Raw genomic sequence first — 23,159 nt, 5'->3', positions numbered from 1 at the left:
GGTTCCGGCACCGTGTCGCTCGACTCGTCCGGCATCGGCTCGTTCCCGGTGTCCTGGCCGTCACGCGCGGAGGCGGCGAACGGCAAGACCAGCCCCGAGGAGCTGATCGCGGCCGCGCACTCGACGTGCTACTCGATGGCGCTGTCGCACGGCCTCGCCGGCGCCGGCACCCCGCCCACCACCGTCGACACCAAGGCGGACGTCACGTTCCAGCCGGGTGAAGGCATCACCGGCATTCACCTGACCGTGCGGGCGAGCATTCCGGGCATCAGCGCGGAGGACTTCGCGGCAGCGGCCGAGGACGCCAAGAAGAACTGCCCGGTGTCCCAGGCGCTGACCGGCACGAAGATCACGCTGGACGCTGAGCTGGTCTGACCCGCCACCGCTGGCCTGGCGCGCCGGCCGACGCGCCTGGGCTCCTGGGCGCCTGGTTCGGCAGCGCTGTAGTTGGGCGCCGCTGCTCGGGGTTGGACGGTGGGCTGGCCGGAGGCCGCTCTACCGGAGACCACTTTGTCGGTGCCGCTGATGGTTGGGCGCCGGTGGCGGACGCCTCATTCGGGCGGCGCTGCCGGGCGCCGGTTGGTCGCCGCGCCGGTCGGACGTTGCGCCAGCCAGTCGCAGCACAACTGGTTGGCCGCCCCCGCGGCCAAGCGGTCGCCGCGCGGCCAAGAGTCGCGGCGCCGGTTGGCCGCCGCACCGGTCAGACGTTGCGCCGCTCGGTCTCTGCGCCAGCCAGTCGCAGCACAACCGGTTGGCCGCCCCCGCGGCCAGGCGGTCGCCGCGCCGGTTGGCCGCGCCGGTTGGATCCGATGATCGTGGTCGGCGGGCCTCAGGCTGGGTTACTGCGCTGCCCGGCACCGCGTGCCGCCGCATCGTGTGGCTGGTCCTCGCGGTGCCGGGCGGCGGGCCGCCCCTCACCCGGCGGGCTCGGTGGGGCTGTCGGCGAAATCGCGCTCTCCTCGTCGTTCGGGGCGGATACGGTGCCCGCATGAGCGAGGGGATGCGGCTGCGGCCGGTGCGTGAGCCGGATCTGGATCGTCTCGAGGAGATGTTTGCTGATCCGGACGCGATCGGCGTGTTCAACTGGGGTGGGTTCACCGACGGGAGTGTCTGGCGGCGCCGCTTCGGCGAGAACCAGCTGCTCGGCGACGACCGCAGCGTGCTCATGGTCGAGCTCGACGGCGCCGCGGTCGGGTTCGTGTCGTGGAACAAGGTTCGCACCGGGCAGATCTCGCACGTCTTCGAGTTCGGGATCAGCCTCTGGCCCGCCTTCCGCGGCAAGGGGCACGGGACGGCGGCCCAGATACTGCTCGCCCGCTACCTCTTCGCACACAGCCCGGTGAACCGGATCCAGGCGTGGACCGAGGCCGGCAACATCGCCGAGCAGCGGGCGCTCGAGAAGGCCGGCTTCGTCCGCGAGGCGGTGCTCCACGAGTACTCGTTCCGCGACGGCGCCTGGCGGGACGAGGTGCTCTACCGGATGCTGCGCAGCGAGCTCCCGGCCGAGCGCCCGGCTGGGAGCTCGGCCTAGCGCTCGGCGACCAGCCGCACGGCCAGCCCGCCGAAGATCGCCGCCGACACGCGGTTCAGCCAGCGCTGGATGGCCGGCCGGCGGAGCAGCAGGGCGGACAGCGCGCCCGCGGCGAGGCCGACCGACGCGTCCACGGTGAGACCGGTCACGATCAGGATGGCGCCCATGACCAGGAACTGGACCGGCGTCGCCCAGCCGCCGACCGTGAGGAACTGCGGGAGGAACGCGACGTAGAACAGGATGACCTTCGGGTTGGCCAGGTTGGTGAGCACGGCCATCACGTAGGTGCGGCGCAGCGACCGGTTGCCGAAGCGCTGCGGCGCGGTGGCGGCGACGTCCTTGGCCGACCGCAGCGTGGTGACGGCGAGGTACACCAGGAAGACGGCGCCGACGATCCGAACGGCCTCGAGGGCCACCGGCGCCGCTTGCAACAGAGCACCCAGCCCGAGCGCGGCGGCGACCGTGTGGACGGCGATGCCCGTGGACATGCCGATCGCGGACACGACGCCGGCCAGCCGGCCCCGCGCGATGCCGTTGGCGACGATGAACATCATGTCGGGGCCGGGCACGACGCTGATCACCACGCAGGCCACGGCGAACGCGATCACTGTGGACGGGTCCATACGACCATCAAATCAGCCGGGTCCAGCCGAATTCCGGCCTCCCGCATGGTGGACACGCGGCCTCCGGCCCCCCAAAAATCGGGCCTACCGGCGGACACCGACAGTTCCGGGCTCCGCGCCGCGAGCCTGTGGACAACCCCGGAGTCGCGGGGGCCCCCGCGTTCCAGCCTACCGACGGGCACCGACGGTTTCGGGGGGTCGCGAGGGTGGCTGTGGACAGCCAGGGTCAGGTGTCGACCTTTGCCTCGCCCAGAAGCTGGGTCGTCTCGCCGTCATAGAGGAGCAGGCGGCCTGGTTCGGGGGTCGCGGTCACGGTCGTGCCGATCGCCGGCTCGTCCTGTTCGGCCACCGTCAGGCCGACCAGCACCGGGCCTGGGCATTCCAGGGTCACCAACGAGGTCACGCCCAGGTTCTCGACGATCGACACCGTCCCGGTGATGCCGTCGCCCGAGGTGAGGTGCAGGTACTCGGGGCGAATGCCGGCCGTGACCGGGGTGCCGTCGGGCAGGTCCAGGCCGGCCGGGGGCTTCAGGCGGGCACCGGCCACCTCGACCAGCCCACCCGAGACCTCGCCCGGCAGCAGGTTCATGGGCGTCGAGCCGATGAAGTTCGCCACGAACGTGTCCACCGGGCGCTGGAAGACCTCCTTCGGGCTGCCCAGCTGGCGGATCCGGCCCTCGGACATCACCGCTATCCGGTCGGCCAGCGCCAGCGCCTCCGCCTGGTCGTGGGTGACGAACACCGTCGTCAGGCCCAGCTCGCGTTGCAGGCGCTTGAGAAACGTCCTCGCCTCCAGCCGCAGCCGTGCGTCGAGATTGGACAGTGGCTCGTCCAGGAGCAGCACGTCCGCCTCCATCGCGATCGCCCGGGCCAGCGCCACCCGCTGCTGCTGACCGCCGGACAGTTGGGCCGGGCGCCGGTCGAGCAGCGAGGCCAGACCGAGGCCCGCCGAGGTCCGGGTCGCGGCCTCCTGCTGCTCCTGCCGGGAGGCCCGCCGGACCCGCAGCGGGTACGCGATGTTCTGCGCCACCGTCATGTGCGGGAACAGCGCGTAGTCCTGGAACACCATCGCCACGCGCCGCCGGCCCGGCTCGACCCGGGTGACGTCCGCGCCGCCGATACCCACGGAACCGGACGAGGCCTGCTCCAGGCCGGCGATCGTCCGCAGCAGCGTGGTCTTCCCGCAGCCGGACGGGCCCAGCAGGGCGAAGAACTCGCCGTCCGCGACGGTCAGGGAGAGATCGTCCACCGCGCGCACCCCATTGGGGTACACAGTGGACAGACCGGTGAGGTCGATACCCGCCATCAGGCCTTGATCCCTCCGTGGAAGCGGAACCCGTACCGCTTGCTGACGAACAAGTACAGCGCCACGACCGGGATCGCGTAGAGCAGCGAGAACACCGGGATCACCGTGAGGTTCGCGCTCCCGCCCTCGTCCTTCAGCGTCCGCAGCAACACCGCCGCCGGCTGCGCCGACACGTCCCGCAGCAGCAGGAACGGCAGCAGGAAGTTGCCCCACGCCTGCACGAACGCCCACACGAGGATGGTCGCGATCCCCGGCCGGGCCACCGGCAGCACGACGTGCAGCAGCACCTGGGTCGGCGACGCGCCGAACACCCGCGCCGACTCCTCGTACGATCGCGGCACCGAGTCGATGAAGTCCTTGAGGATGAAGATCGCCGCGGGCAGCATGCCGCCCGCGATCACCAGGCCCGTCGCGTACTGCGAGTTGATCAGGCCCAGCTGGAACATCATCACGAAGATCGGCACCATCGCCGCGGTCCCGGTGACCACGCTGGACAGCAGCAACAGCAGGTACAGCAACGCGTCGCGCCCGGGGATGCGCACCCGGGACAGCGCGTACGCGGCCAGCGTCGCGAGCACCGTCGTCACCGCGGTCGCCACCACGCACAGCACGACCGAGTTCACCAGCGAGCCCAGCGCGTAGGGGTGCTCGAAGGTGATGCGCCAGTTGTCGAGCGTCCAGTCCGGCCACCGCAGGCCCAGCCCGGGGTCGCTGTCGAACGGCGCCGAGGCCAGCCACAGCATCGGCACCGCGAAGAACGCCAGCACAGCGGCCATGAACGCGACGTACCCGGTGCGCCGCAGCACCTGGCGGGGCGTCATGAGCGCTTCCGCAACAGCAGCAGGTAGAGCATCGCCACCACGAGGTTGACGACGAGCAGCAGGAACGAGATCGCCGCCGCGTAGCCGAGCCGGCCCGAGGCGATCGCCTGCTGGTAGATGAACACCGGCAGCGTCTCCGACGCGTGGTTCGGCCCGCCCGCGGTGAGCAGGAACGGCGTGAAGTCGTTGGCCGTCCACAGCGAGATCAGCAGCGTGTTGGTGAGCACGTGCCCGCGGATGTGCGGGAACACGACGTCCCGCACGGTCTGCCAGCCGCTCGCGCCGACGGTCCGCGCGGTCTCCAGCTGCGACGGCGGCACAGCGGCCAGCGCCGAGCTGTAGAGCATCATCGAGAACGCCGTCCCACGCCACGTGTTGAACACGATCAGCGACGCCATCGGGTACTCGACCAGCCACGCGGTGCCCGGCGAGCCGAGCAGCGCGCCCAGCGTGCCGCCATCGCGGTCCAGCACCGCGATCCACAGGTACGCGACCACGACGCTGGGCAGGATCCACGACAGCAGCACCAGGCCCTCGACCAGCCGGCGCAGCCACGGCCGGGCGCCGCGCAGCAGCCACGCCAGCGCGAAGCCGAGCAGGTTCTGCCCGAGCACCGCCGAGCCGAGCACGAACACGAGGGTCAGCCACAGCGCGTTGCCGAACAACGCGTCGTCCAGGGCCTCCATGAAGTTGCCGACGCCGACGAACTGCGGCGCGATCGACGCGGTGCCGGTCAGCTCGTAGTTGGTCAGTCCTATGTAGATGGTCCACAGCGCGGGGAAGACCAGGAACAGGCCGATCAGCAGCAGCGCGGGCGAGACGAACCCGACCGCGCGGGCGACGCCGAGCCCGGCGGTGTCCCGGTTGCCCGGGGCCCGCCGGGGCTCGGCCACCGCGGCGGCCGGGGGCGCACCAGGGCGCGTCTGGTGGATCATGGTCGATGCGATTCGTGAGCCAGGTGGCTCCTGGCGAGGCGGAGGAATGCCCTAGCCACTGGCGACCGCGTCCTGGCCGACGGCCTTCACCAGCGCGTCGTGGTAGGCGGCGGCCGCGTCCTCGGCGCTCTTGCCGGCGATCACGTCGGCGGTGGCCTGCTGCAGCGCGGTGGACACCTTGGGGTAGTCCGCGAGGCCCGGCCGGTACCGGGTGATCGGCAGGACCTCGGTGGCGATGAAGTCGAGCATCGGGTCGCTCGCGAGGACCTCCTTGTTCACGTCCTTGCGGGCGGTGACCTGCGCCGAGCCGGCGAGGTAGGCCTTGGTCGCCGCCGCGGAGCTCATGAACCGCACGAGCTCCCAGGCCTGCTGCGGGTACTCGGTCTTCGGGTTGACCACCCGGATCCCGCCGCCGGACATCGAGACGAAGTCCTGGCCGTTCACGCCGGACCCCGGGGTCATCGCCGGGATCTTGGCCCAGCCCACCGCGGTGTCCCGGTCGGCCATCTTCGCCACGCCGTCGGTGGGGTCGAGCACCGAGCGCCAGAAGTAGTCGCTCTCCATCAGGATGCCGATCTTGTTCTTGGCGAACAGCTCGAACGACTTGTCCCGGCCCTTGGCCTCCTGCTGCAGCACCGGGTCGCCGAGCCCGCCCTTGTACACCTGCTGGTAGAAGTCGAGCACCGACCTCGTGTTCTTGGTGTCGCCCTGCCACTTGCCGTCGGCGAAGATCTCCGAGCCCGTGCCGACCAGCAGCGGCAGCACGCCCTGCATGGTCGTCGCCTCGGTCATCGCGGTGCCGGCGTTGAGCTGGATCGGGGTGACCCCGGGCAGCGACTTGAGCGACAGCGCCGCCGCGGTGATCTCGTCCCAGCTGGTCGGCTGCCAGTCCGCGGGCAGGCCCACCTGGGCGAACAGCTTCTTGTTGAAGAACAGCACCCGGCCGTCGGTGCCCTGCGGGACGCCGTAGCGCTTGCCCTCGAAGTTGCCGAGCTCCTGGACCGCGTCGGGGATCTGCGACCAGCCGTCCCAGGCGTCGACCTTGTCCTTGCCGACCACGTCCGCGAGCGGCCGGACCTGGCCACCCTGGGCGAACTCGCCGAGCCAGATGCCGTCCATCTCGATGACGTCACCGCCGATGTCGGTGCCGAAGTCCAGCGCGACCTTCGCCTTGTACTCGGCGTCGTCCACGCCCACCCCGTCGAACTTGACGGTGACGTTGACGCCCTTCGCCTTCTGCTGCTTGGTGAACTCCGGGATCACCCAGTCCTCGATCCACTTGGCACCGAGGTCGTTCTTGCCGCCTTGGACCGAGTTCGAGGTGATCGTGAGCTTGACGTCCTTGGCGTCGGCGTTCTTGCCGGCGTCGGACGCCTGCTGCTGGCCGAGGCAGCCGGACAGCACCAGGGCGGTGGCAACCGTGCCGGCCAGCATGAGCTTTCGTCGCATCATCGGCACCTCTCTCGTCGTCGAGCGAGCGGTCGAGCGTTGTCGGCGGAGCGCTCCAGTGGAGTCCTCACCAACCGTGGTCCGAATGTGTCGGAATCTTGTATCACCCACGGCGCGCTGACAAGCTCAGCTCGGCGCAGCCGCCAGCCCGAGGACCTCGCCGCCGTGCCCACACAGCACCTGACCCCCAGGCCCGGCGGGCAGAGCGTCCCGATCGGACCGCACGGCGAGGCGCCGGCCGCCGCCCAGCACGAGCGCTCCCGCGGCACCCAGCGCCACCAGCTCGCCGTCGACCGGCAGCAGCACGGGCCCGTCCCGGCCGGCGGACACCGCGGTGCGGCCGGCCGCCAGCCCGGCCAGCACCGCGGGCCCGAGCTCGTCGGGGCCGTGCGCGGCGGCGTCGACGGCGACCCAGGTGGTCGGCCGGCCGAGCGTGGTACCGCCGTCCGGGGCGTGCCAGTCGCTGCCGCCGATCGGGGTGACGTCGGTGCCCCACGCCTCCCACCAGGCGAGCGGGCCACCCCAGGTCGGGGCGAGCCAGCTGGAGTGCCAGACCTCGGCCAGCGGCGGGCGGACCGGCAACGGGTGGCGCCAGGCGCAGTCGGCGGCGAGCGGGTGGTTGACCGACAGCAGCCCGCCGCGGGCGGCGACCGTCTCGACCCAGCGCGGCGCCGGCTCGCGGAAGTCGACCCAGCCGATGTCGCCGAAGGCGTTCGCGTGGCCGTGCTCGGTGGTGACCTCCTGGCCGGGGATGAGCGCGATGCCGTAGCGCCGGCCGACCTCGGCGAGCTCGGCGTGGTGGCTCGTCGTGTTGTGGTCGGTGACCGCGAGCGCGGCCAGCCCCGCGGCGACGGCCCGGGCGGCGAGCTCCGGCACGGTCAGCTCGCCGTCGGAGTGCAGCGTGTGGGCGTGCAGGTCGGCCGCTACCCAGCGGGTCCCCGCGGCGGCGGGCAGCGCGCGGGGTGCGGGCCGGGCCGGCGGGTCCGGCGCCGGCCGGGTGGGCTCGACCTCCGGGCGGCCGCCGGTGCGGACGGTGACCGTGTAGTCCACTCCGGACTCGGGCAGCCGGTGCAGGCCCACGACCACGTGCCACAGGCCGGGCTCCGGCTCGCCGGGCAGGTAGCCCGGGGTGGCCGCGGCGGGGGTGATCGCGTACCGGGTGCGGGCGCCGCCGGACCAGCCACGCCAGCCGGCCGCGCCCTCGCAGCCCAGGTCCACCACCGCGTCTGGGTGACCGACGGCCAGCTCGACCTCGATCGCCGGGCAGTTCGGCGGCACCTCGAACGGCAGCCGCGGCCACGGGATCCCGGCCCTGTCGTCGCGGGTCCAGCGGCCCTCGTGAATGATCTCCACGGCCGTGATCCTGCCAGCGTTCGCGCGGGGTTTCCGGCACATGGGCGCGGCTCCACCGCGATGATCGCGGCGACCGGGTAGCGTGCGATCCGTGGTCGCGACGGATCCGGTAGACGCTCGCCTGCTCGGCGTGGTCGCCGAGATGGGCAGAGCAGCGGTACACGAGGTCGCCGCCCGGCTGGGGATGGACCCACGGGAGGTGGCCTCGCGCCTCGTCGCGCTGTCCGCCACCGGGCTGCCGCTGCTGGTGGGCGTGGAGTGCGACCCGGCCCGGCTGCGTGCCGCGGCCGCGATGGCGCAGGCCCCTCCGTCGGCCCCGTACGGCTACCCGCAACAGCAACAGCAGCAGTACCAGGCGCCGCCGTCGGGTCCCGTGCCGATGCCGTACCCCGGCCCAGGTCCTGGCCCTGGTCCCGGTCCGCATCCTGGTCCGCCCGGCCCGTCGGGTCCGCACGCCGTGCCGTCCGGGCCGCACTCGGTGCCCTCGGGCCCGTACTCGGTGCCCTCGGGTCCCATGCCGATGGGCTACCAGAACCGGAGCGGCCCGCCGAGCGCACCGTTCCCGGCGCAGACCGGACCGCCGAGCGCGCCGTTCCCGGCGTCCCAGCCGGACGCGCCGATGGCCATGTGGGGTCCGCCGCAGACCTCGACGTGGGCGCGTGGCGACCAGCCGCCGCAGGACGTCACCCAGCCGACCGTGCGCGCCGAGCGGCCCGAGGGCAACGTGCGGCAGGGCAAGGTCGGCGCGATGCTGCAGACCGAGGGCCTGGAGGGCGAGCGGCTCGCGATCACGCTCATCGAGGTCGTCGACCCGGCCGACTACCTGTTCACCGCGGCCGGCTACCGGCTGCAGGAGGGCGAGCGGTCGGTGGTCGTGCACACCGAGCTGACCAACCGCGGGTCCGTGTCGTTCCAGTCGCTGCCCGACCTCTACCTGGTGCTCGTGACGCCGGACGGGAAGACGATTTCGAAGGCGCCCGTGTCGCTGTCGTCGCGGCCGCCGCACCGGATCGGCGTGCCGCCGGGCGAGACGGCGGGCGGCCACACGGTGTACGTGGTGCCGGAGCAGACCGAGGTCACGTCGGTCCGCTGGAGCCCGCGCCCCGACGAGGAGTCCCGCACCCTCACCTGGACCGTCGAGGACTGACGGTCGAGGACCAGCGACCGCGGACTGACGGTCGAGGACTAGCGACCGAACATGCGGCCCAGCCAGGACTTGCGTTCCTCGGGCGGGCTCTGCGCGGGGATCGGCGCGGTCGGCGGGTCACGGTAGGGGCGCGGCTCGTGCTCGTAGCGCGCGTCGTCCTCTGCCAGGTCGGGGCCGTCCGCGCCGCCGATCACCGACGGCGCGACGCCGTCGACGAGGAAGTGGTCCGGTAAGTGCTCGTCGTCGTGTCCGGCCGGCCTGGCCATGGCACCCCCTCGTACCTTCGTTGAGCACAACCTACGGAAGAACCCGCCGGGTTGTCAGCCCTCGGCGGTGAGGCGGTCCAGCGCGCGGCGCAGGTCGTCGGGATACTCGCTGGTGAACTCGACCCAGCGGCCGTCGGCGGGGTGCTCGAAGCCCAGCCGGCGGGCGTGCAGCCACTGCCGGGTGAGACCGAGGCGCTTGGCGAGGACCGGGTCGCCGCCGTAGGTGAGGTCGCCGACGCACGGGTGGCGCAGGGCCGAGAAGTGCACCCGGATCTGGTGCGTGCGGCCGGTCTCGAGCTTGATGTCCACAAGGGACGCGGCGCGGAACGCCTCCAGCACGCGGTAGTGGGTGACGCTGGGCCGGCCGGACGCGACGACGGCGAACTTGTAGTCGTGCTTGGGGTGGCGGTCGATGGGCGCGTCGATGGTGCCGACGGTCGGGTCGGGATGGCCCTGGACGAGCGCGTGGTAGCCCTTCTCGACCGTGCGCTCCTTGAACGCGCGCTTGAGGACGGTGTACGCGTGCTCGCTCTTGGCGACGACCATGATGCCGGTGGTGCCGACGTCGAGCCGGTGCACGACGCCCTGCCGCTCGGCCGCGCCCGAGGTCGAGACCCGCACGCCGGCCGCGACCAGCCCGCCGACGACCGTGGGGCCGGTCCAGCCGGGGGTGGGATGCGCCGCGACGCCGACGGGCTTGTCGACGACGATGATGTCGTCGTCCTCGTGGATGATCGTGAGGCCGGGCACGGGCTCGGCCCGGACGGGCACGGGACGGTCCGGCTCGGGCAGGGTGACCTCGAGCCACGCGCCGGCGGTGAGCCGGTCGGACTTGCCCGCGGGCCGGCCGTCGAGGCTCACGTCGCCGGACTCCGCGAGCGCGGCGACGACGGTGCGGGACAGGCCGAGGAGCTTGGCGAGCCCGGCGTCGACCCGCATGCCGTCTAGCCCGTCGGGCACCGGGAGGGTGCGTGCGGTCACGTGGCGGCCTTCTCCTTGGTGGTTCGCCCGTCGTAGTCGCGGCCGAGCAGGGCCATGAGCACGATGAGGATGCCGCCGCAGACGATGGAGGAGTCGGCGACGTTGAACACGGGCCAGACCTCGCCGTTGGGCGCGAACAGCGACACGAAGTCGATCACGTGGCCGTGCAGGGCGCCGGGTGCGCGGAAGAACCGGTCGATGAGGTTGCCCAGCGCGCCGGCGAGCACGAGCGCGAGCCCGATGGCCCAGCCGACCGAGCGGAGCTTGGGCATGATCCAGAAGATCGCGACGACCACGGCCAGCGCGATGAGCGTGAGCAGCCAGGTCATGCCGGTGGCCATGCCGAAGGAAGCACCGGGGTTGCGCACGATCTGGAAGTAGACGAGGCCACCGAGCACGCGCACCGGCGGCTCCCCGTCGAGCGCCTGGAGCGCGAGCGCCTTGGTGACGAAGTCCGCGACGAGCACGACGGGCGCGACGAAGGCGAACAACCACCCCCGCCGCGGCGGCAGCGGCGGCTCCTGGGGCGGCGGCTGCTCGACATCGGCGCCACCCGGCTGCTCGACATCGGTGTCGGTGCTGGTCTCGTCACTCACCCGGCCATCGTACGGTGGCCCCCCGCGGTCACTGCGCGGACAGGAACGGCGGCAGCGGGCGCGGGTCCGGGGTGGGCGTCCAGCGGCCGTCGACCTCGGCGTAGTCCCAGGTCGGACCGGTCGTGACCAGCGTGTGCAGGGCGGCGACGAGGCGGTCGACGTGCTCCTCGTCGCTGCCCAGGCCCAGGCTCGCCCGCAGCGCGCGGGTCCCCGACGCGCCGGCGGTCGCCAGCAGGCGGCCGGTCGCGATGTGGGCGCAGAACGCGCCGTCCCGCACGCCGATGCCGTGCTCGGCGGACAGCGCGGCCGCGAGCAGGCCCGGGTCCTGGCCGTCGACGGCGAAGCTCACCACGCCGACGCGGTCGTGCTCCGCGCCGAACAGGGACAGCTCCCGCAGCCCGGGCACGGTCGCGAGACCCGTGCGCAGCCGGGTCAGCAGCGCCTGCTCGTGCGCGCGGATCGTGGGCCAGCCGTGGTGCAGGAACGTCTCGCAGGCCACCGCGAGCGCGTGCGCGCCGACCACGTTGGGGGTGCCCGCCTCGTGCCGCTCGACGCCGCGCGACCAGGTCACCGCCAGCTCCGTGCCCCGGTCGCTGACCAGCGACGTCGCTCCCCCGCCGGCGAGGTACGGGTCCGCGGCCCGCAGCCAGTCCGCCCGGCCGACCAGCGCGCCGGCGCCGAACGGCGCGTACAGCTTGTGCCCGGACAGCACCACGTAGTCCACGTCGAGCGCGCCGATGTCGACCGGCCGGTGTGGCGCGAGCTGCGCGGCGTCGAGCACGATGCGGGCGCCGTGGCGGCGGGCGGTCGCGGCGACGTCGGCCACCGGCCACAGCTCGCCGGTCACGTTCGACGCACCGGTCACGACCACCAGCCGCGGGCCCGTCGGGCAGTCCCGCAGCGCCGCGTCGAGGCCGGCCACCCCGGACAGGCGACGCACCCCCGAGCCACGCCACGGCAGCAGTGCCGCGTGGTGGTCGGTGTCGAAGTGGACCACCGACGTGCTCCTCGGCAGCGCGCGGGCCAGCAGGTTCAGCGCGTCGGTCGTGTTGCGGGTGAACACGACCGCGTCGGTCCGGCGGGCGCCGACGAACCGGCGCAGCACATCCCTTGCCTGTTCGTAGACCTTTGTGGACACCTGGGAGGCGAACCCGGCGCCGCGGTGCACGCTCGCGTACCAGGGCAGCAGCTCGTCGACGGCGTCGCGCACCGCCTCCAGACAGGGCGCGCTGGCCGCGTGGTCGAGGTTGGCATAGGGCACGCGGCGGCCGTCCACGAGCGGCACGGTGAGCCGGGCGCCGGCGACCGGCGGCACGGCATCGGGGACCGAACGGGCGTGCGGGATGACGAGCGTCATGACAGAGCCTCCGGGTCGGGGACCCCGCCCCGGGGCCCGCGCTTGCCCTTCCGCACCGCGCGGCAGGGCCAGGTCCTCACCCGGGGCACCCCACCGCGGTAGGAGGGTTGCCGGCCAGCGAGCCGGGGCTTGACGCTGGCGCTCATGACCTTCGGGCACCAACGGTAGCCGATCGGGCGGAAAACTGTCCAACTGCTCCGGTGCTTGAAAGACTCTAAGCATGAGCGATTTCGACGTGCTGGTGCTTGGCTCGGGCCCTGGTGGTCAGAAGGCGGCGATCGCGTCCGCCAAGCTCGGCGCACGGGTCGGGCTGATCGAGCGCCGCAACATGATCGGCGGCGTGTGCATCAACACCGGTACCATCCCGTCCAAGACGCTGCGCGAGGCGGTGCTCTACCTCACCGGCATGAGCCAGCGCGAGCTGTACGGCCAGAGCTACCGGGTCAAGGAGGACATCACGATCGGTGACCTCACCGCCCGCACCAGCCACGTGGTCGGGCGCGAGGTCGACGTGATCCGCAGCCAGCTCTCCCGCAACGGCGTGTCCGTGCTGCCCGGCATGGGCCGGTTCACCGACCAGCACACCGTGCAGGTCTCCGACGGCAGCGGGCAGGAGCGCTCGGTCACCGCGGACAAGATCGTGATCGCCACCGGTACCACGCCGGCCCGTCCGTCCAGTGTGGACTTCGACGGGCAGACGATCATCGACTCGGACAGCATCCTGGCGCTGGAGAAGATCCCGCGGACCATGATCGTGGTCGGCGCCGGGGTGATCGGCATCGAGTACGCGTCGATGTTCGCCGCGCTCGGCACCAAGGTCACGGTGATCGAGCAGCGGATGCGGATGCTGGAGTTCTGCGACACCGAGGTCGTCGAGGCGCTCAAGTACCACCTGCGCGACCTGGCGGTGACGTTCCGGTTCGGCGAGACGGTGTCCGGGGTGGAGCGGTACAAGAACGGCACGGTCACCATCCTCGAGAGCGGCAAGAAGATCCCCGCCGACACGGTGATGTACTCGGCCGGCCGGCAGGGCATGACCGAGCACCTCGACCTGCCGGCGGCCGGGCTGTCGGCCGACAAGCGCGGCCGGATCAAGGTCGACGGCAGCTTCCGCACGGAGGTCGACCACATCTACGCGGTCGGCGACGTGATCGGCTTCCCCGCGCTCGCGGCCACCTCGATGGAGCAGGGCCGGCTGGCCGCGCACCACGCGTGCGGCGAGCCGGTGCACGAGATGCACGAGCTGCAGCCGATCGGCATCTACACGATCCCCGAGATCAGCTACATCGGCCGGACCGAGGACGAGCTCACCGAGCAGCGCATCCCGTTCGAGGTCGGCGTATCCCGCTACCGCGAGCTGGCCCGCGGCCAGATCATCGGCGACTCCTACGGCGTGCTGAAGCTGCTGGTGTCGCCGGAGGACCGGTCGCTGCTCGGGGTGCACGTGTTCGGCACCGGCGCCACCGAGCTGGTCCACATCGGACAGGCGGTGATGGGCTGCGGCGGCACCGTCGACTACCTCGTGGACACGGTGTTCAACTACCCGACGCTCGCGGAGTCCTACAAGGTGGCCGCCCTCGACGCGACGAACAAGATGCGCCAGATGAGCATGCTGACGGACTAGTCCGCCTCCCCGGGATTAAAAGTGTGCGTTGCGTCCCAGCGGATGGTGCGGGTATCGAGGTGGATGGTGGCTGGGTGCCGTCACGGTCCCCTGAGGTTCCGGTAGTCGGCGTGGTCGGCGCAGTCGGCGCCGACTTCACACGATGATCTACGAGACAGGCCTTACTCCGTGCCGGTCTCGCCCATCCAGCGGGCGAAGCGGCCGGCGCGGTCGACCGCGCGGATGCGGTGCTCGGTCGCCGAGCGGACCTGTTCGGTGGCCACGACCAGCAGCTGGTCGTCCTCCTGCAGGCGGGTGCCCGGTGCCGGGGTGTGGCTGACGCCCTTGCGGACCAGCAGGCTCACCGTGGCGCCGACCGGCAGGCGCAGCTCGGAAAGGTAGACGCCGTGCATCTTGGAGCCGGCCGGGATCCGGATCTGGAGCAGCACCGCGCCGAGCTCGTCGAGCGGTGCGGCGTCGACGTCGACCTCCTGCGAGCGGGCGCCGCGGCTGAGGCCGAGCAGCCGGGCGAGCAGCTGCAGCGTGCTCCCCTGCACCAGGGTGAGCACGATGACCAGCACGAACACCGCGTCGACCAGCCGCTGGGCGCCGGGCATGCCCTCGGTGATCGGGATCATCGCGAGCACGATCGGCACCGCGCCGCGCAGCCCCGCCCAGGACAGGAACGCCTGTTCCCGCCACGGCATGCGGAACGGCGTCATCGACACGACCACCGACAGCGGCCGGGCCAGCAGCACCACCACCGCGCCGGCCACGAGCCCCGGCACGACCGCGTCCAGCAGCCGGGCGGGCGACATGAACAGGCCCAGCAGGACGAACAGGCCGATCTGGGACAGCAGGCCGAGGCCCTCGGCGAAGGACAGCGTGTCGGTGCGGTGCGGCAGCCGCGAGTTGCCGAGCACGAGGGCGGCCACGTACGCGGCGAGCAGGCCCGACGCGTGGATGGCCGAGCCCGCGGAGAACGCGAGCACCGACACCGCGACCGTCGCAAGTGGATAGAGACCGGTGGCGGGCAGCGCGGCCCGGCGCAGCGCGGCGGCGCCGAGCCAGCCGAGCGCGACGCCGATCAGTGCGCCGACGACGAGCTCGTAGAGCACCACGAACGGCAGGCTCCAGGTGACCGTGCCACCGGAGGCGAGCAGCACCACCGCGATGTAGGCGGCGGCGTCGTTCATGCCGGACTCGAGCTCGAGCGCGGCGACGAGCCGGCGGCTCACCGCGACGTTGCGCAGCACGCTGAACACGGCGGCCGCGTCGGTCGAGGCGAGCACCGCGCCCCACATGAGCGCGAGCCGCCAGTCGAAGCCGAGGATGAGGTGCAGCGCGGCCCCGGTGACCCCGATGCTCACCGCGACGGCCACTGTGGACAGCACGATTCCGGGCCACAGCGAGGTTTTCACCTCTGACCAGCGGGTGGTGAGCCCGCCCTCGGTGAGGATGAGGACGAGCGCGGCGAGCCCGAGCGACTCGGTGAGCGCGGCGTTGTCGAACTGGATGCCGATGCCGGCCTCGCCGAGCACGACGCCGATCGCGAGGTACAGCACCAGGGACGGAAACCCGAGCCGCACGGAGATGCGCACCGCGAGCACGGCGACGAGGAGGACAGCGGCGACTGCCCCCAGCACGACCGAAAGCTCGGGGCCCACTCCCACCTCCTGCGACTCGGGCAAAGTTCCGAGAAATGAACCTAGCGTGCGAAACGGACGTTGACACGCCGTCGAGAGATCGATAACGCCGCGGCGCCGCGGAGCGTCACGCTCGGCACCGCGGCCCTCACGGTCCCGGTTCGGGACCGAGGAGCTCGGCCAGCCGGGCGGCCAGGCCGGCGGGGCCGGCCAGCTCCACCACCTTGTCGCGGCCCCGGTCGCCCGTGACGATCGTGACGTCCTGACGGCGGACGGCGAACGCCGTGGCCAGCGCGCGGCGGACGGCCTCGTTCGCCTTGCCCTCCACCGCGGGCGCCGCCACCGCCACGATCAGCGCGTCCGCGGCCCACCGCCCGCCGACCGACTCGCGGCGGGCGCCGGGTTTGACCCGGATCGCGAACCGGAGCGGGGTGGTCATCGCAGGACGGTGGTCAGGGCGTTGGTGAGCTGGTCAAGGGCCGCCGCCAGCCACGGCAGGGCCAGCGGGTCCGCGGCGGCCAGTGCTTCGCGGCGCTGGGCGTCGGTCTCGCCGGTGAGCTGGCCGGTGGCCACCCGGACGCGCAGCGAGGACGCCGGTTCGCCGAACTCGACGCCGGGGAGGACGGCCACGCCGTGGCGGGACAGCAGGAGCTCGGCGAGGCCGGCGCCGGTGTGGACGTCGTGCCGGTCGGCGAGCAGCGCGCGGTGCGGGGCCAGGTCGGGGTAGCTGTAGAACGCGGCCTGTGGGGTGGCCACGTCCGCGCCCGCGGCGGCGAAGCGGTTGGCCACCTCGATGTTGACCTTCTCGTACAACCGGCGCGCGGAGTCCACATAGGACCGCAGCGCGGGCGGCTCGCTGAACGCCAGGGCCGCGGCGGCCTGGACGGGGACCGCCGGGCACGACCACAGCTCGCTCGCCACCGACAGGGCGGTGTCCAGCAGCGGGCCCGCCGGGAACCGCGCGACGCCGATCCGCCAGCCGCCCAGGGCCAGGCTCTTCGACAGTCCGGTCGTGACGATCGTGCGCTCCGGCGCCAGCTCCGCCGGGCTCACGAACTCGTCCGCGTAGACCAGGTCGCGGTAGATCTCGTCGGAGATCATCACCAGGTCGTGCTCCCGGGCCGCGGCGCAGACCGCCCGGACGGTGGCCGGCGTGGCGAGCCGGCCGGTCGGGTTGTCCGGGAGCGTGAGCACCATCGCCCGGGCGCCGGGCCGGACGGTGTCGGGGTCCACGACGCCACCCTCGCCGGGCCGGGTGGGCAGCAAGACCGGGGAGCGGCCGAGCAGCGCCACCTGCTGGGCGTAGGAGACCCAGCTCGGCCGTGGGAGCAGGACGTCTCCGTCGACCGCCAGGAGGCTCGCGTACAACAGCGCCTTGCTGCCCGGCCCGCAGAGGACCTGCTCGGGGTCGGTGGGCAGGCCGCGCCGGGTCCAGTAGCCGGCGGCCGCCTCGCGGAGCGCCGGGTCGCCGGCCACCGGCCCGTACGCGGTGCGCCCGGCCGCCGCGGCGAGCGCCTCGGCCAGCAGCGGGTGCACGGGCACGCCGGCCTGCCCGAACGACATCGGCAGCACCGGCAGCCCGGCCCGCCGCCGCTCCTCGACCACCTGATGCGCGGCCAGCGTCGCGGACACCGCCATGTCAGGCCTTGTCCACCCGCACCACCACGTCGACGCCCTCGCCGACCGTGCCCGGGAAGCCCTCGGACACCACGGCGTAGGCGACCGCGTCGGCGAGGGTCTCGCCGGTGAGGAAGGGCTCGTGGGCTCGGGTGGCGGTGACCACGCCGTCCGGGGCGTGGACCGTCAGCGTGATGCGGTCGGCCACGTCGAGGCCCGCGTCGCGGCGGGCCTGCTGGACCACGCGGACCAGGTCGCGGGCCACGCCCTCCGCCTCCAGCTCAGGGGTGGTCTTCGTGTCCAGCACCACCAGGCCCGAGCTCGCCGGGAGCTCCGCGGTGGCACCGGTGTCCGTGGCGACGAGCCGCCGCTGGTACTCGCCCGGCAGCAGCTCGATGCCGGCCGCCACGACCGTGTCGCCCGACATCGTCCACTCGCCCGCCTTGACCGCGCGGATGACCTTCTGCGTGTCCGCCCCGAGCCGCGGCCCGCACGCCCGCGCGTTCACGACCAGCTCGAAGTGGCCGTGCGCCGCCACGTCCGTGGTGAGCGACACGTCCTTGACGTTGACCTCGTCCGCGATCAGCTCGGTGAACGGCGCCAACACCTCGGCGTCCGGCGCGGCGACCACCAGCGAGGCCAGCGGCAGCCGCACCCGCAGCCTGTTCGACTTGCGCAGCGCCAGCGCGGCCGAGCACACCTGGCGCACCCGGTCCATCGCGGTGACCAGGCCGGCGTCCGCCGGCAGCAGGTCGTCGGCCGGCCAGTCGGCCAGGTGCACCGACCGCTCGCCGGTGAGCCCGCGCCACACCGCCTCCGCGGTCAGCGGCAGCAGCGGCGCCACCACCCGGGACACGACCTCGAGCACCGTGTGCAGCGTGTCGATCGCGTCCTGGTCGCCGGCCCAGAACCGGTCCCGGGAGCGGCGGACGTACCAGTTGGTGAGCGCCTCGAGGTAGTCCCGCACCCCGGCGCACGCACCGGACAGGTCGTACACGTCCAGCGCCGCCCGGGTGTCCGCGACCAGCGTCTGCGTCTTCGCCAGCACGTACCGGTCCAGGACGTGCGGCGAGTCGGTCCGCCACGTGCCCTCGACACCCTCCGCGTTCGCGTACAGCGCGAGGAAGTACCACGTGTTCCACAGCGGCAGCACGGCCTGCCGGACGGCGTCGCGGATGCCGCGCTCGGTGACCACGAGGTCGCCGCCGCGCAGGATCGGCGACGCCATGAGGAACCAGCGCATCGCGTCCGAGCCGTCCCGGGCGAACACCTCGTTGACGTCCGGGTAGTTCTTGCGCGACTTGGACATCTTCTGCCCGTCGTCGCCGAGCACGATGCCGTGCGCCACGCAGCTGCGGAACGCCGGCCGGTCGAACAGCGCCGTGGCCAGCACGTGCATCGTGTAGAACCAGCCGCGGGTCTGGCCGTTGTACTCGACGATGAAGTCGCCCGGGTAGTGGTGCTCGAACCAGTCCCGGTTCTCGAACGGGTAGTGCACCTGGGCGTAGGGCATCGAGCCGGACTCGAACCAGCAGTCCAGCACCTCGGGCGTCCGGCGCATCGTCGACCTGCCGGTCGGGTCGTCCGGGTTGGGCCGGGTCAGCTCGTCGACGAACGGCCGGTGCAGGTCGGTGGGCCGCACGCCGAAGTCACGCTCCAGCTCGTCGAGCGAGCCGTAGACGTCGGTGCGCGGGTACTCCGGGTTGTCCGAGGTCCACACCGGGATCGGCGAGCCCCAGAACCGGTTGCGGGAGATCGACCAGTCGCGGGCGTTCTCCAGCCACTTGCCGAACTGGCCGTCCCGGACGTGCCCGGGCACCCAGTCGATCTCCTGGTTGAGCTCGACCATCCGGTCGCGGAACTGGGTGACCGCGACGAACCACGACGTCACCGCGCGCTGGATCAGCGGGTTGCCGCAGCGCCAGCAGTGCGGGTACGGGTGGTCGTAGGTCTCGTGCCGCAGCAGCGCACCGGCGGCCCGCAGGTCGCGGATGATCTGCGGGTTGGCGTCGAAGACGTGCATGCCCTCGTACGGCGGGACCTGCGCGTCGAACCGGCCGTGCGGGTCGACCGGCGTGGCGGGGGTGATCCCGGCCGCGTCGGTGACGGCCTTGTCCTCCTCGCCGTAGGCGGGCGCGATGTGCACGATGCCCGTGCCGTCCTCGGTGGTGACGTAGTCGGCGGCGAGGATCTGGTGCGCGTTCTCCGTCCCCACGAAGAACGGGAACGGCGGCGTGTAGCGGCGGCCGAGCAGCTCGCTGCCCTTGTACCGGGCCAGCACGGTGGGGTTCTCCCCCAGCTCACGCGCGTACGCGGCGACGCGGGCCTCGGCGAGGAGGTACTTCTCACCCTCGTGCTCGACGGTGACGTAGTCGACGTCCGGGTGCACGGCCATCGCGAGGTTCGACGGCAGCGTCCACGGCGTGGTGGTCCAGATGAGCGCCAGCTCGCCGGTCTCGAGCCGGAAGCCGACCGTGACGGCCGGGTCCTGGCGGTCGAGGTAGACGTCGTCCATGCGGGTCTCGGTGTTGGACAGCGGCGTCTCGCAGCGCCAGCAGTACCACAGGACGCGGTAGCCCTCGTAGATCAAGCCCTTGTCCCACAAGGACTTGAACGCCCACATGACGCTTTCCATGAAGTCGAGGTCGAGCGTCTTGTAGTCGTTGTCGAAGTCGACCCAGCGGGCCTGGCGGGTGACGTAGTCGCGCCACGCGCCGGTGTACTGCAGCACGGAGGTACGGCAGGCGTCGTTGAACGCGGCGACGCCCATCTCCTCGATCTCGTCCTTGGTCTTGATGCCCAGCTGCTGCTCGGCCTCGAACTCGGCGGGCAGGCCGTGGCAGTCCCAGCCGAACCGGCGCTCGACGTGCTTGCCGAGCATGGTCTGGTAGCGCGGGACGACGTCCTTGACGTAGCCGGTGAGCAGGTGGCCGTAGTGCGGGAGGCCGTTGGCGAACGGCGGGCCGTCGTAGAAGACGAACTCGTTGGAGCCGTCGGTGCCGGCCGGGCGCGCGTCGATGGTGGCCTGGAAGGTGCGGTCGGTGTCCCAGTAGTCGAGCACGGCCAGCTCGAGGTTGGGGAAGGACGGCTGGGAGGCGACTCCCTGGTCCGGTCCGAGCTGCGCCTTGGGGTATGCCATCGGGTTCCTCGCGGTCGGTCGTTCGTCGTGTGCTGCCACACGGGGACGACTGACGCCGCGGTACCACCCCGCTTGCCGACGCCGTCGAAACCACAGGACGCCGGCCGCTCGTTGGTCGGCTGTGACGGGCCGTCCCGTCCGGGTCTACTGAGGCTCGCGCCCGTTCTTCCGGAGGCTCCCCGGTGATGGCCGGATCAACGCCGCTACCTCCAGGATGCCAGAGCTGGCAAACCGGTTAGCGGCCGGCTCGGTGTCGCGCCGCGAGGACCGCGTCCGGGCCGCAGCGCGCGCACGGGGTGAAGCCCAGCTGGCGGGCCTCGCCGACCGGCAGCGGGAGCGTCGGCTTGTCGGCGAGCCAACCGCAGGTGGCCAGGTGGTAGCGGGGGTGCTCGTCGACCACGCGGACCTCGACCAGGAGGTCGGACACCACGAGCAGGTCCGACGCGTCGGTCGGCTCCTCGTCCGGCTCGCGGCCGTCGTCCTCCGGGACCCGGCGGTCGACGGGCGGCTCGACCGGCCGGTCGATCGGGGGCTCGACGGCCAGGACCGCCGCCGACACCCCGGTCCGCATCGCGTCGTTGCGAGGCGGCTCGGTGGGAGCCTCCGCCGGCGGCTCGGGGTCCCGGTGACGAACCGGGATGCGCTCCGCCGCCGGGGCGGATGCGCCGGCGGCCCGGCGACGACCACCCAGCCAGTCGAAGACCAGCAGGGCGGCCGCGATCACGCTGACCGTCACCGAGATCCAGGCCCACAACGTGTTGGCCGTGGTGAGTGCGGCGATCAGCAGCCCGAAGGCCGCCAGCACCAGGGTGAGGACCAGATACAGCACGCGAACCGTCCGCTAAGCGGCCTCTGAGGACGAGCCTCAGCCGGCCTCGGCGGCACGCGGCCCGAACGCGTAGCCCTGCTGACCGGATGACCTGCTGCCGTCGGACGAGCCGGAGGAGCCGGTGGACGGCGCCGCCGAACCACGGTCACCCAGCTCGCGCAGGCTCGACTCGAGGAACGTCTTCAGCCTGGTCCGGTACTCGCGCTCGAAGGTCCGCAGCTCGTCGATCTTCTTCTCGAGCGCGGTCCGCTCAGCCTGCACCTGGCCCAGCACCTCGGAGTGCTGCCGCTGCGCGTCCCGCTCCAGCGCGGTGGCCTTGTCCCGGGACTGCCGTTCCAGCGTCTCGGCCCGCGTACGCGCGTCGTTGAGCATGGTCTCGGCCCGGGTACGCGCCTCGTTGATCATCGTGTCGGACTTGGCTCGCGCCTCCGACAGCAGCTGCTCGGACTTGGTCCGCGCCTCGGCCAGCATGCCGTCCGACTCGGCCTTGGCCTCGCCGGTGAGCCGGTCCGCCATCTCCTGCGCTAGACCGAGCACCTTGGCGGCCTGTACGTGATGATCACCACCGGCGCCGCCGGGAGACGTCTGCTCCATCGCGCTTGGTGGCGGCACCGGGGTAAGCCGGCGCGGCTCGTCGCGTGGCACAGCCGCAGGCACGGCGTGGCTCGCGCTCTCGAGGTCGGCACGGGCCGACTCGAGCTGCGCATCGAGTTGTTCGACCTGCGCACGCAGGTCGTTGTTCTCCTCGATGAGCCGGGACAGCTCCACCTCGACCAGGTCAAGGAAAGCGTCCACCTCGTCCTCGTTGTAGCCCCGCTTGCCAATTGGAGGCTTGCTGAACGCGACGTTATGTACGTCAGCGGGGGTCAACGACATCTGATCACCTCACGCACTCATTGGCTGCGGATCACCTGGCGTTCCCCTCACCAGGCCCATTGCATCGCGATGAACACGACCAACAGCAGCACCATAATCGATAGGTCCAGCCCTACGCCCCCGATCCGCACTATCGGGATCAACCGACGGAGCACGCGGACCGGAGGATCGGTCACTGTGTAGATGGTTTCGAGGACCACCGCAACCCCGCCTGAGGGATGCCACTCACGCGAGAAGGCTCTCACAAGCTCCACCACAACCCGTGCGGTGAGGCAGAGCCAGAACGCGAACAGCACCCAGCCCAAGGCAAGCAACACAGTCGTCACGTGTCAACTCTGCCATCAGTCACGTTCGGTTGAGCAACCCGCCCTCCGCTATCCGTCGCTTGTCTTCCGCGGTGGGGTCCTGGTTGGGCGGTGAGATCAAGAACACCTTGTTGGTGACCTTGTCCATCGAGCCGCGCATCGCGAAGGCCAGCCCCGCCGCGAAGTCGACGAGCCGGCGGGCGTCCGCGTCGTCCAGCTCGGTGAGGTTCATGATCACCGGCGTGCCGTCGCGGTAGTGCTCGCCGATGCTCCTGGCCTCGGCAAAGCTGGTGGGATGCAGGGTGACGATCCGGCCCATCGGGTAGCCGGTGGTGGCCGGCTGCGCCTCCGCCGGACGCGGCCGCGGCGCCGGGTCCCGGCGAGGTTCCACGGCCAGCGCGCCCTGCACGGGCGTGTCCGTCGTGGCCCACGTCGGGGTGCTGCGCGGGCGTGCGGCGGGCCGCTGCGGGAAGTCGGCGCGGCCGCTCAGCTCGGTGTCGAGCCGCTCGTCGTACCGCTCGCGCTCGGCGTACCGGTCACCGTCCACATCGTCCCGGAACCCGCGCCGGCCTGCGAAAGCCGCACGGCGGCGGGCGGCGTCCGGATACGGGTCGTAGTCGTCCTCGTCGGCCAGATAGTCGGGCCGCTGGTACCCCGAGCGGTAGTCCATGGCAGCATCGTCGAGGTCATCGAGGTCGTAGCCGTCGTACTCGTCGGCAGGGACCATCCCGAAGTAGGCCTTCAGCTTCTGCAGCGTGCCCATACCCGCCCTCGTTACC

The 23,159-nt window shown here is 72.1% G+C and carries 22 protein-coding genes and 1 riboswitch; of the genes, 4 read left to right on the top strand and 18 right to left on the bottom strand.

Going from position 1 to position 23,159, the window contains the following annotated elements:
* On the top strand, positions 1-375 hold a 375-nt coding region (locus VGD70_RS02195; RefSeq protein ID WP_331077546.1), incomplete at its 5' end, for an OsmC family peroxiredoxin.
* A gap of 613 nt (positions 376-988) precedes the next feature.
* Positions 989-1,531 (top strand): GNAT family protein, encoded by a 543-nt coding sequence (locus VGD70_RS02190; RefSeq protein ID WP_331077544.1) that lies wholly within the window; start codon positions 989-991, stop codon positions 1,529-1,531.
* Here the strand turns inward: VGD70_RS02190 and VGD70_RS02185 are convergent.
* The 6 genes from VGD70_RS02185 to VGD70_RS02160 form a co-directional block, all read right to left on the bottom strand.
* Positions 1,528-2,154 (bottom strand): LysE family translocator, encoded by a 627-nt coding sequence (locus tag VGD70_RS02185; protein ID WP_331077543.1) that lies wholly within the window; start codon positions 2,152-2,154, stop codon positions 1,528-1,530. The genes VGD70_RS02190 and VGD70_RS02185 overlap by 4 nt on opposite strands.
* Before the next feature lie 226 nt (positions 2,155-2,380).
* Entirely contained in the window at positions 2,381-3,460 is a 1,080-nt protein-coding gene (locus tag VGD70_RS02180) for an ABC transporter ATP-binding protein (RefSeq protein WP_331077541.1), read from the bottom strand.
* Positions 3,460-4,281: a carbohydrate ABC transporter permease gene (locus VGD70_RS02175; RefSeq protein ID WP_331077539.1), complete on the bottom strand. Its 822-nt coding sequence runs from the start codon at positions 4,279-4,281 to the stop codon at positions 3,460-3,462. Before VGD70_RS02175 ends, VGD70_RS02180 begins: the two co-directional genes overlap by 1 nt.
* On the bottom strand, positions 4,278-5,216 hold the full coding sequence (locus VGD70_RS02170) for a sugar ABC transporter permease (RefSeq protein ID WP_331077537.1): 939 nt from the start codon (positions 5,214-5,216) through the stop codon (positions 4,278-4,280). Before VGD70_RS02170 ends, VGD70_RS02175 begins: the two co-directional genes overlap by 4 nt.
* A gap of 51 nt (positions 5,217-5,267) precedes the next feature.
* Positions 5,268-6,665, bottom strand: a complete 1,398-nt coding sequence (locus VGD70_RS02165; protein WP_331077535.1) for an extracellular solute-binding protein — start codon at positions 6,663-6,665, stop codon at positions 5,268-5,270.
* Positions 6,666-6,791: 126 nt separating this feature from the next.
* Positions 6,792-8,018 (bottom strand): CehA/McbA family metallohydrolase, encoded by a 1,227-nt coding sequence (locus VGD70_RS02160; protein WP_331077533.1) that lies wholly within the window; start codon positions 8,016-8,018, stop codon positions 6,792-6,794.
* A 91-nt stretch (positions 8,019-8,109) separates the two neighbouring features.
* On the opposite strand from VGD70_RS02160, the gene VGD70_RS02155 reads away from it, so the two are divergent.
* Positions 8,110-9,165: an AsnC family protein gene (locus VGD70_RS02155; RefSeq protein WP_331077531.1), complete on the top strand. Its 1,056-nt coding sequence runs from the start codon at positions 8,110-8,112 to the stop codon at positions 9,163-9,165.
* 38 nt (positions 9,166-9,203) lie between these two features.
* Here VGD70_RS02155 and VGD70_RS02150 read toward each other — a convergent pair whose 3' ends face one another.
* The 4 genes from VGD70_RS02150 to VGD70_RS02135 are packed head-to-tail and all read right to left on the bottom strand — an operon-like array spanning position 9,204 to position 12,365.
* On the bottom strand, positions 9,204-9,431 hold the full coding sequence (locus VGD70_RS02150; RefSeq protein ID WP_331077529.1) for a hypothetical protein: 228 nt from the start codon (positions 9,429-9,431) through the stop codon (positions 9,204-9,206).
* A 54-nt stretch (positions 9,432-9,485) separates the two neighbouring features.
* Complete coding sequence (locus VGD70_RS02145; RefSeq protein WP_331077527.1) at positions 9,486-10,412, bottom strand: RluA family pseudouridine synthase; 927 nt, start codon at positions 10,410-10,412, stop codon at positions 9,486-9,488.
* Positions 10,409-11,008, bottom strand: a complete 600-nt coding sequence (lspA, locus tag VGD70_RS02140) for a signal peptidase II (RefSeq protein ID WP_414637873.1) — start codon at positions 11,006-11,008, stop codon at positions 10,409-10,411. Before lspA ends, VGD70_RS02145 begins: the two co-directional genes overlap by 4 nt.
* Before the next feature lie 28 nt (positions 11,009-11,036).
* Positions 11,037-12,365 (bottom strand): aminotransferase class V-fold PLP-dependent enzyme, encoded by a 1,329-nt coding sequence (locus tag VGD70_RS02135; RefSeq protein WP_331077525.1) that lies wholly within the window; start codon positions 12,363-12,365, stop codon positions 11,037-11,039.
* Positions 12,366-12,398: 33 nt separating this feature from the next.
* Positions 12,399-12,515: riboswitch (SAM riboswitch) on the bottom strand.
* A gap of 70 nt (positions 12,516-12,585) precedes the next feature.
* On the opposite strand from VGD70_RS02135, the gene sthA reads away from it, so the two are divergent.
* Entirely contained in the window at positions 12,586-13,989 is a 1,404-nt protein-coding gene (gene sthA, locus VGD70_RS02130; protein ID WP_331077523.1) for a Si-specific NAD(P)(+) transhydrogenase, read from the top strand.
* Positions 13,990-14,150: 161 nt separating this feature from the next.
* Here sthA and VGD70_RS02125 read toward each other — a convergent pair whose 3' ends face one another.
* From VGD70_RS02125 to VGD70_RS02090, 8 genes are all read right to left on the bottom strand, one after another.
* Positions 14,151-15,635: a potassium/proton antiporter gene (locus tag VGD70_RS02125; protein ID WP_331077521.1), complete on the bottom strand. Its 1,485-nt coding sequence runs from the start codon at positions 15,633-15,635 to the stop codon at positions 14,151-14,153.
* Positions 15,636-15,762: 127 nt separating this feature from the next.
* Positions 15,763-16,053: a DUF167 domain-containing protein gene (locus tag VGD70_RS02120; RefSeq protein WP_331077519.1), complete on the bottom strand. Its 291-nt coding sequence runs from the start codon at positions 16,051-16,053 to the stop codon at positions 15,763-15,765.
* Complete coding sequence (locus VGD70_RS02115) at positions 16,050-17,252, bottom strand: pyridoxal phosphate-dependent aminotransferase (RefSeq protein WP_331077517.1); 1,203 nt, start codon at positions 17,250-17,252, stop codon at positions 16,050-16,052. Before VGD70_RS02115 ends, VGD70_RS02120 begins: the two co-directional genes overlap by 4 nt.
* Position 17,253: 1 nt before the next feature.
* Positions 17,254-20,370: an isoleucine--tRNA ligase gene (ileS, locus tag VGD70_RS02110; RefSeq protein WP_331077515.1), complete on the bottom strand. Its 3,117-nt coding sequence runs from the start codon at positions 20,368-20,370 to the stop codon at positions 17,254-17,256.
* A gap of 235 nt (positions 20,371-20,605) precedes the next feature.
* On the bottom strand, positions 20,606-21,199 hold the full coding sequence (locus tag VGD70_RS02105) for a hypothetical protein (RefSeq protein ID WP_331077513.1): 594 nt from the start codon (positions 21,197-21,199) through the stop codon (positions 20,606-20,608).
* A 36-nt stretch (positions 21,200-21,235) separates the two neighbouring features.
* Complete coding sequence (locus tag VGD70_RS02100) at positions 21,236-22,075, bottom strand: DivIVA domain-containing protein (protein ID WP_331077511.1); 840 nt, start codon at positions 22,073-22,075, stop codon at positions 21,236-21,238.
* 47 nt (positions 22,076-22,122) lie between these two features.
* A complete protein-coding gene (locus VGD70_RS02095; RefSeq protein WP_331077509.1) occupies positions 22,123-22,401 on the bottom strand; it encodes a YggT family protein in 279 nt (92 codons plus the stop codon).
* A 19-nt stretch (positions 22,402-22,420) separates the two neighbouring features.
* A complete protein-coding gene (locus VGD70_RS02090; RefSeq protein WP_331077507.1) occupies positions 22,421-23,143 on the bottom strand; it encodes a cell division protein SepF in 723 nt (240 codons plus the stop codon).
* Positions 23,144-23,159: the final 16 nt, after the last annotated feature.

The organism is Actinophytocola sp. (genome assembly GCF_036402745.1).
Taxonomy (GTDB): Bacteria; Actinomycetota; Actinomycetes; order Mycobacteriales; family Pseudonocardiaceae; genus Actinophytocola.
The sequence above is the reverse complement of the archived record's forward strand: the minus strand, read 5'-3'. Positions and strand labels throughout refer to the sequence as shown.

Excerpts from the sequence above, each read along its gene's own strand:
- VGD70_RS02190 (WP_331077544.1), top strand. The coding sequence starts at position 989 with ATGAGCGAGGGGATGCGGCTGCGGCCGGTGCGTGAGCCGGATCTGGAT.
- VGD70_RS02185 (WP_331077543.1), bottom strand. The coding sequence starts at position 2,154 with ATGGACCCGTCCACAGTGATCGCGTTCGCCGTGGCCTGCGTGGTGATC.
- VGD70_RS02180 (WP_331077541.1), bottom strand. The coding sequence starts at position 3,460 with ATGGCGGGTATCGACCTCACCGGTCTGTCCACTGTGTACCCCAATGGG.
- VGD70_RS02175 (WP_331077539.1), bottom strand. The coding sequence starts at position 4,281 with ATGACGCCCCGCCAGGTGCTGCGGCGCACCGGGTACGTCGCGTTCATG.
- VGD70_RS02170 (WP_331077537.1), bottom strand. The coding sequence starts at position 5,216 with ATGATCCACCAGACGCGCCCTGGTGCGCCCCCGGCCGCCGCGGTGGCC.
- VGD70_RS02165 (WP_331077535.1), bottom strand. The coding sequence starts at position 6,665 with ATGCGACGAAAGCTCATGCTGGCCGGCACGGTTGCCACCGCCCTGGTG.
- VGD70_RS02150 (WP_331077529.1), bottom strand. The coding sequence starts at position 9,431 with ATGGCCAGGCCGGCCGGACACGACGACGAGCACTTACCGGACCACTTC.
- VGD70_RS02135 (WP_331077525.1), bottom strand. The coding sequence starts at position 12,365 with ATGACGCTCGTCATCCCGCACGCCCGTTCGGTCCCCGATGCCGTGCCG.
- sthA (WP_331077523.1), top strand. The coding sequence starts at position 12,586 with ATGAGCGATTTCGACGTGCTGGTGCTTGGCTCGGGCCCTGGTGGTCAG.
- VGD70_RS02120 (WP_331077519.1), bottom strand. The coding sequence starts at position 16,053 with ATGACCACCCCGCTCCGGTTCGCGATCCGGGTCAAACCCGGCGCCCGC.
- VGD70_RS02115 (WP_331077517.1), bottom strand. The coding sequence starts at position 17,252 with ATGGCGGTGTCCGCGACGCTGGCCGCGCATCAGGTGGTCGAGGAGCGG.
- ileS (WP_331077515.1), bottom strand. The coding sequence starts at position 20,370 with ATGGCATACCCCAAGGCGCAGCTCGGACCGGACCAGGGAGTCGCCTCC.
- VGD70_RS02100 (WP_331077511.1), bottom strand. The coding sequence starts at position 22,075 with ATGTCGTTGACCCCCGCTGACGTACATAACGTCGCGTTCAGCAAGCCT.
- VGD70_RS02090 (WP_331077507.1), bottom strand. The coding sequence starts at position 23,143 with ATGGGCACGCTGCAGAAGCTGAAGGCCTACTTCGGGATGGTCCCTGCC.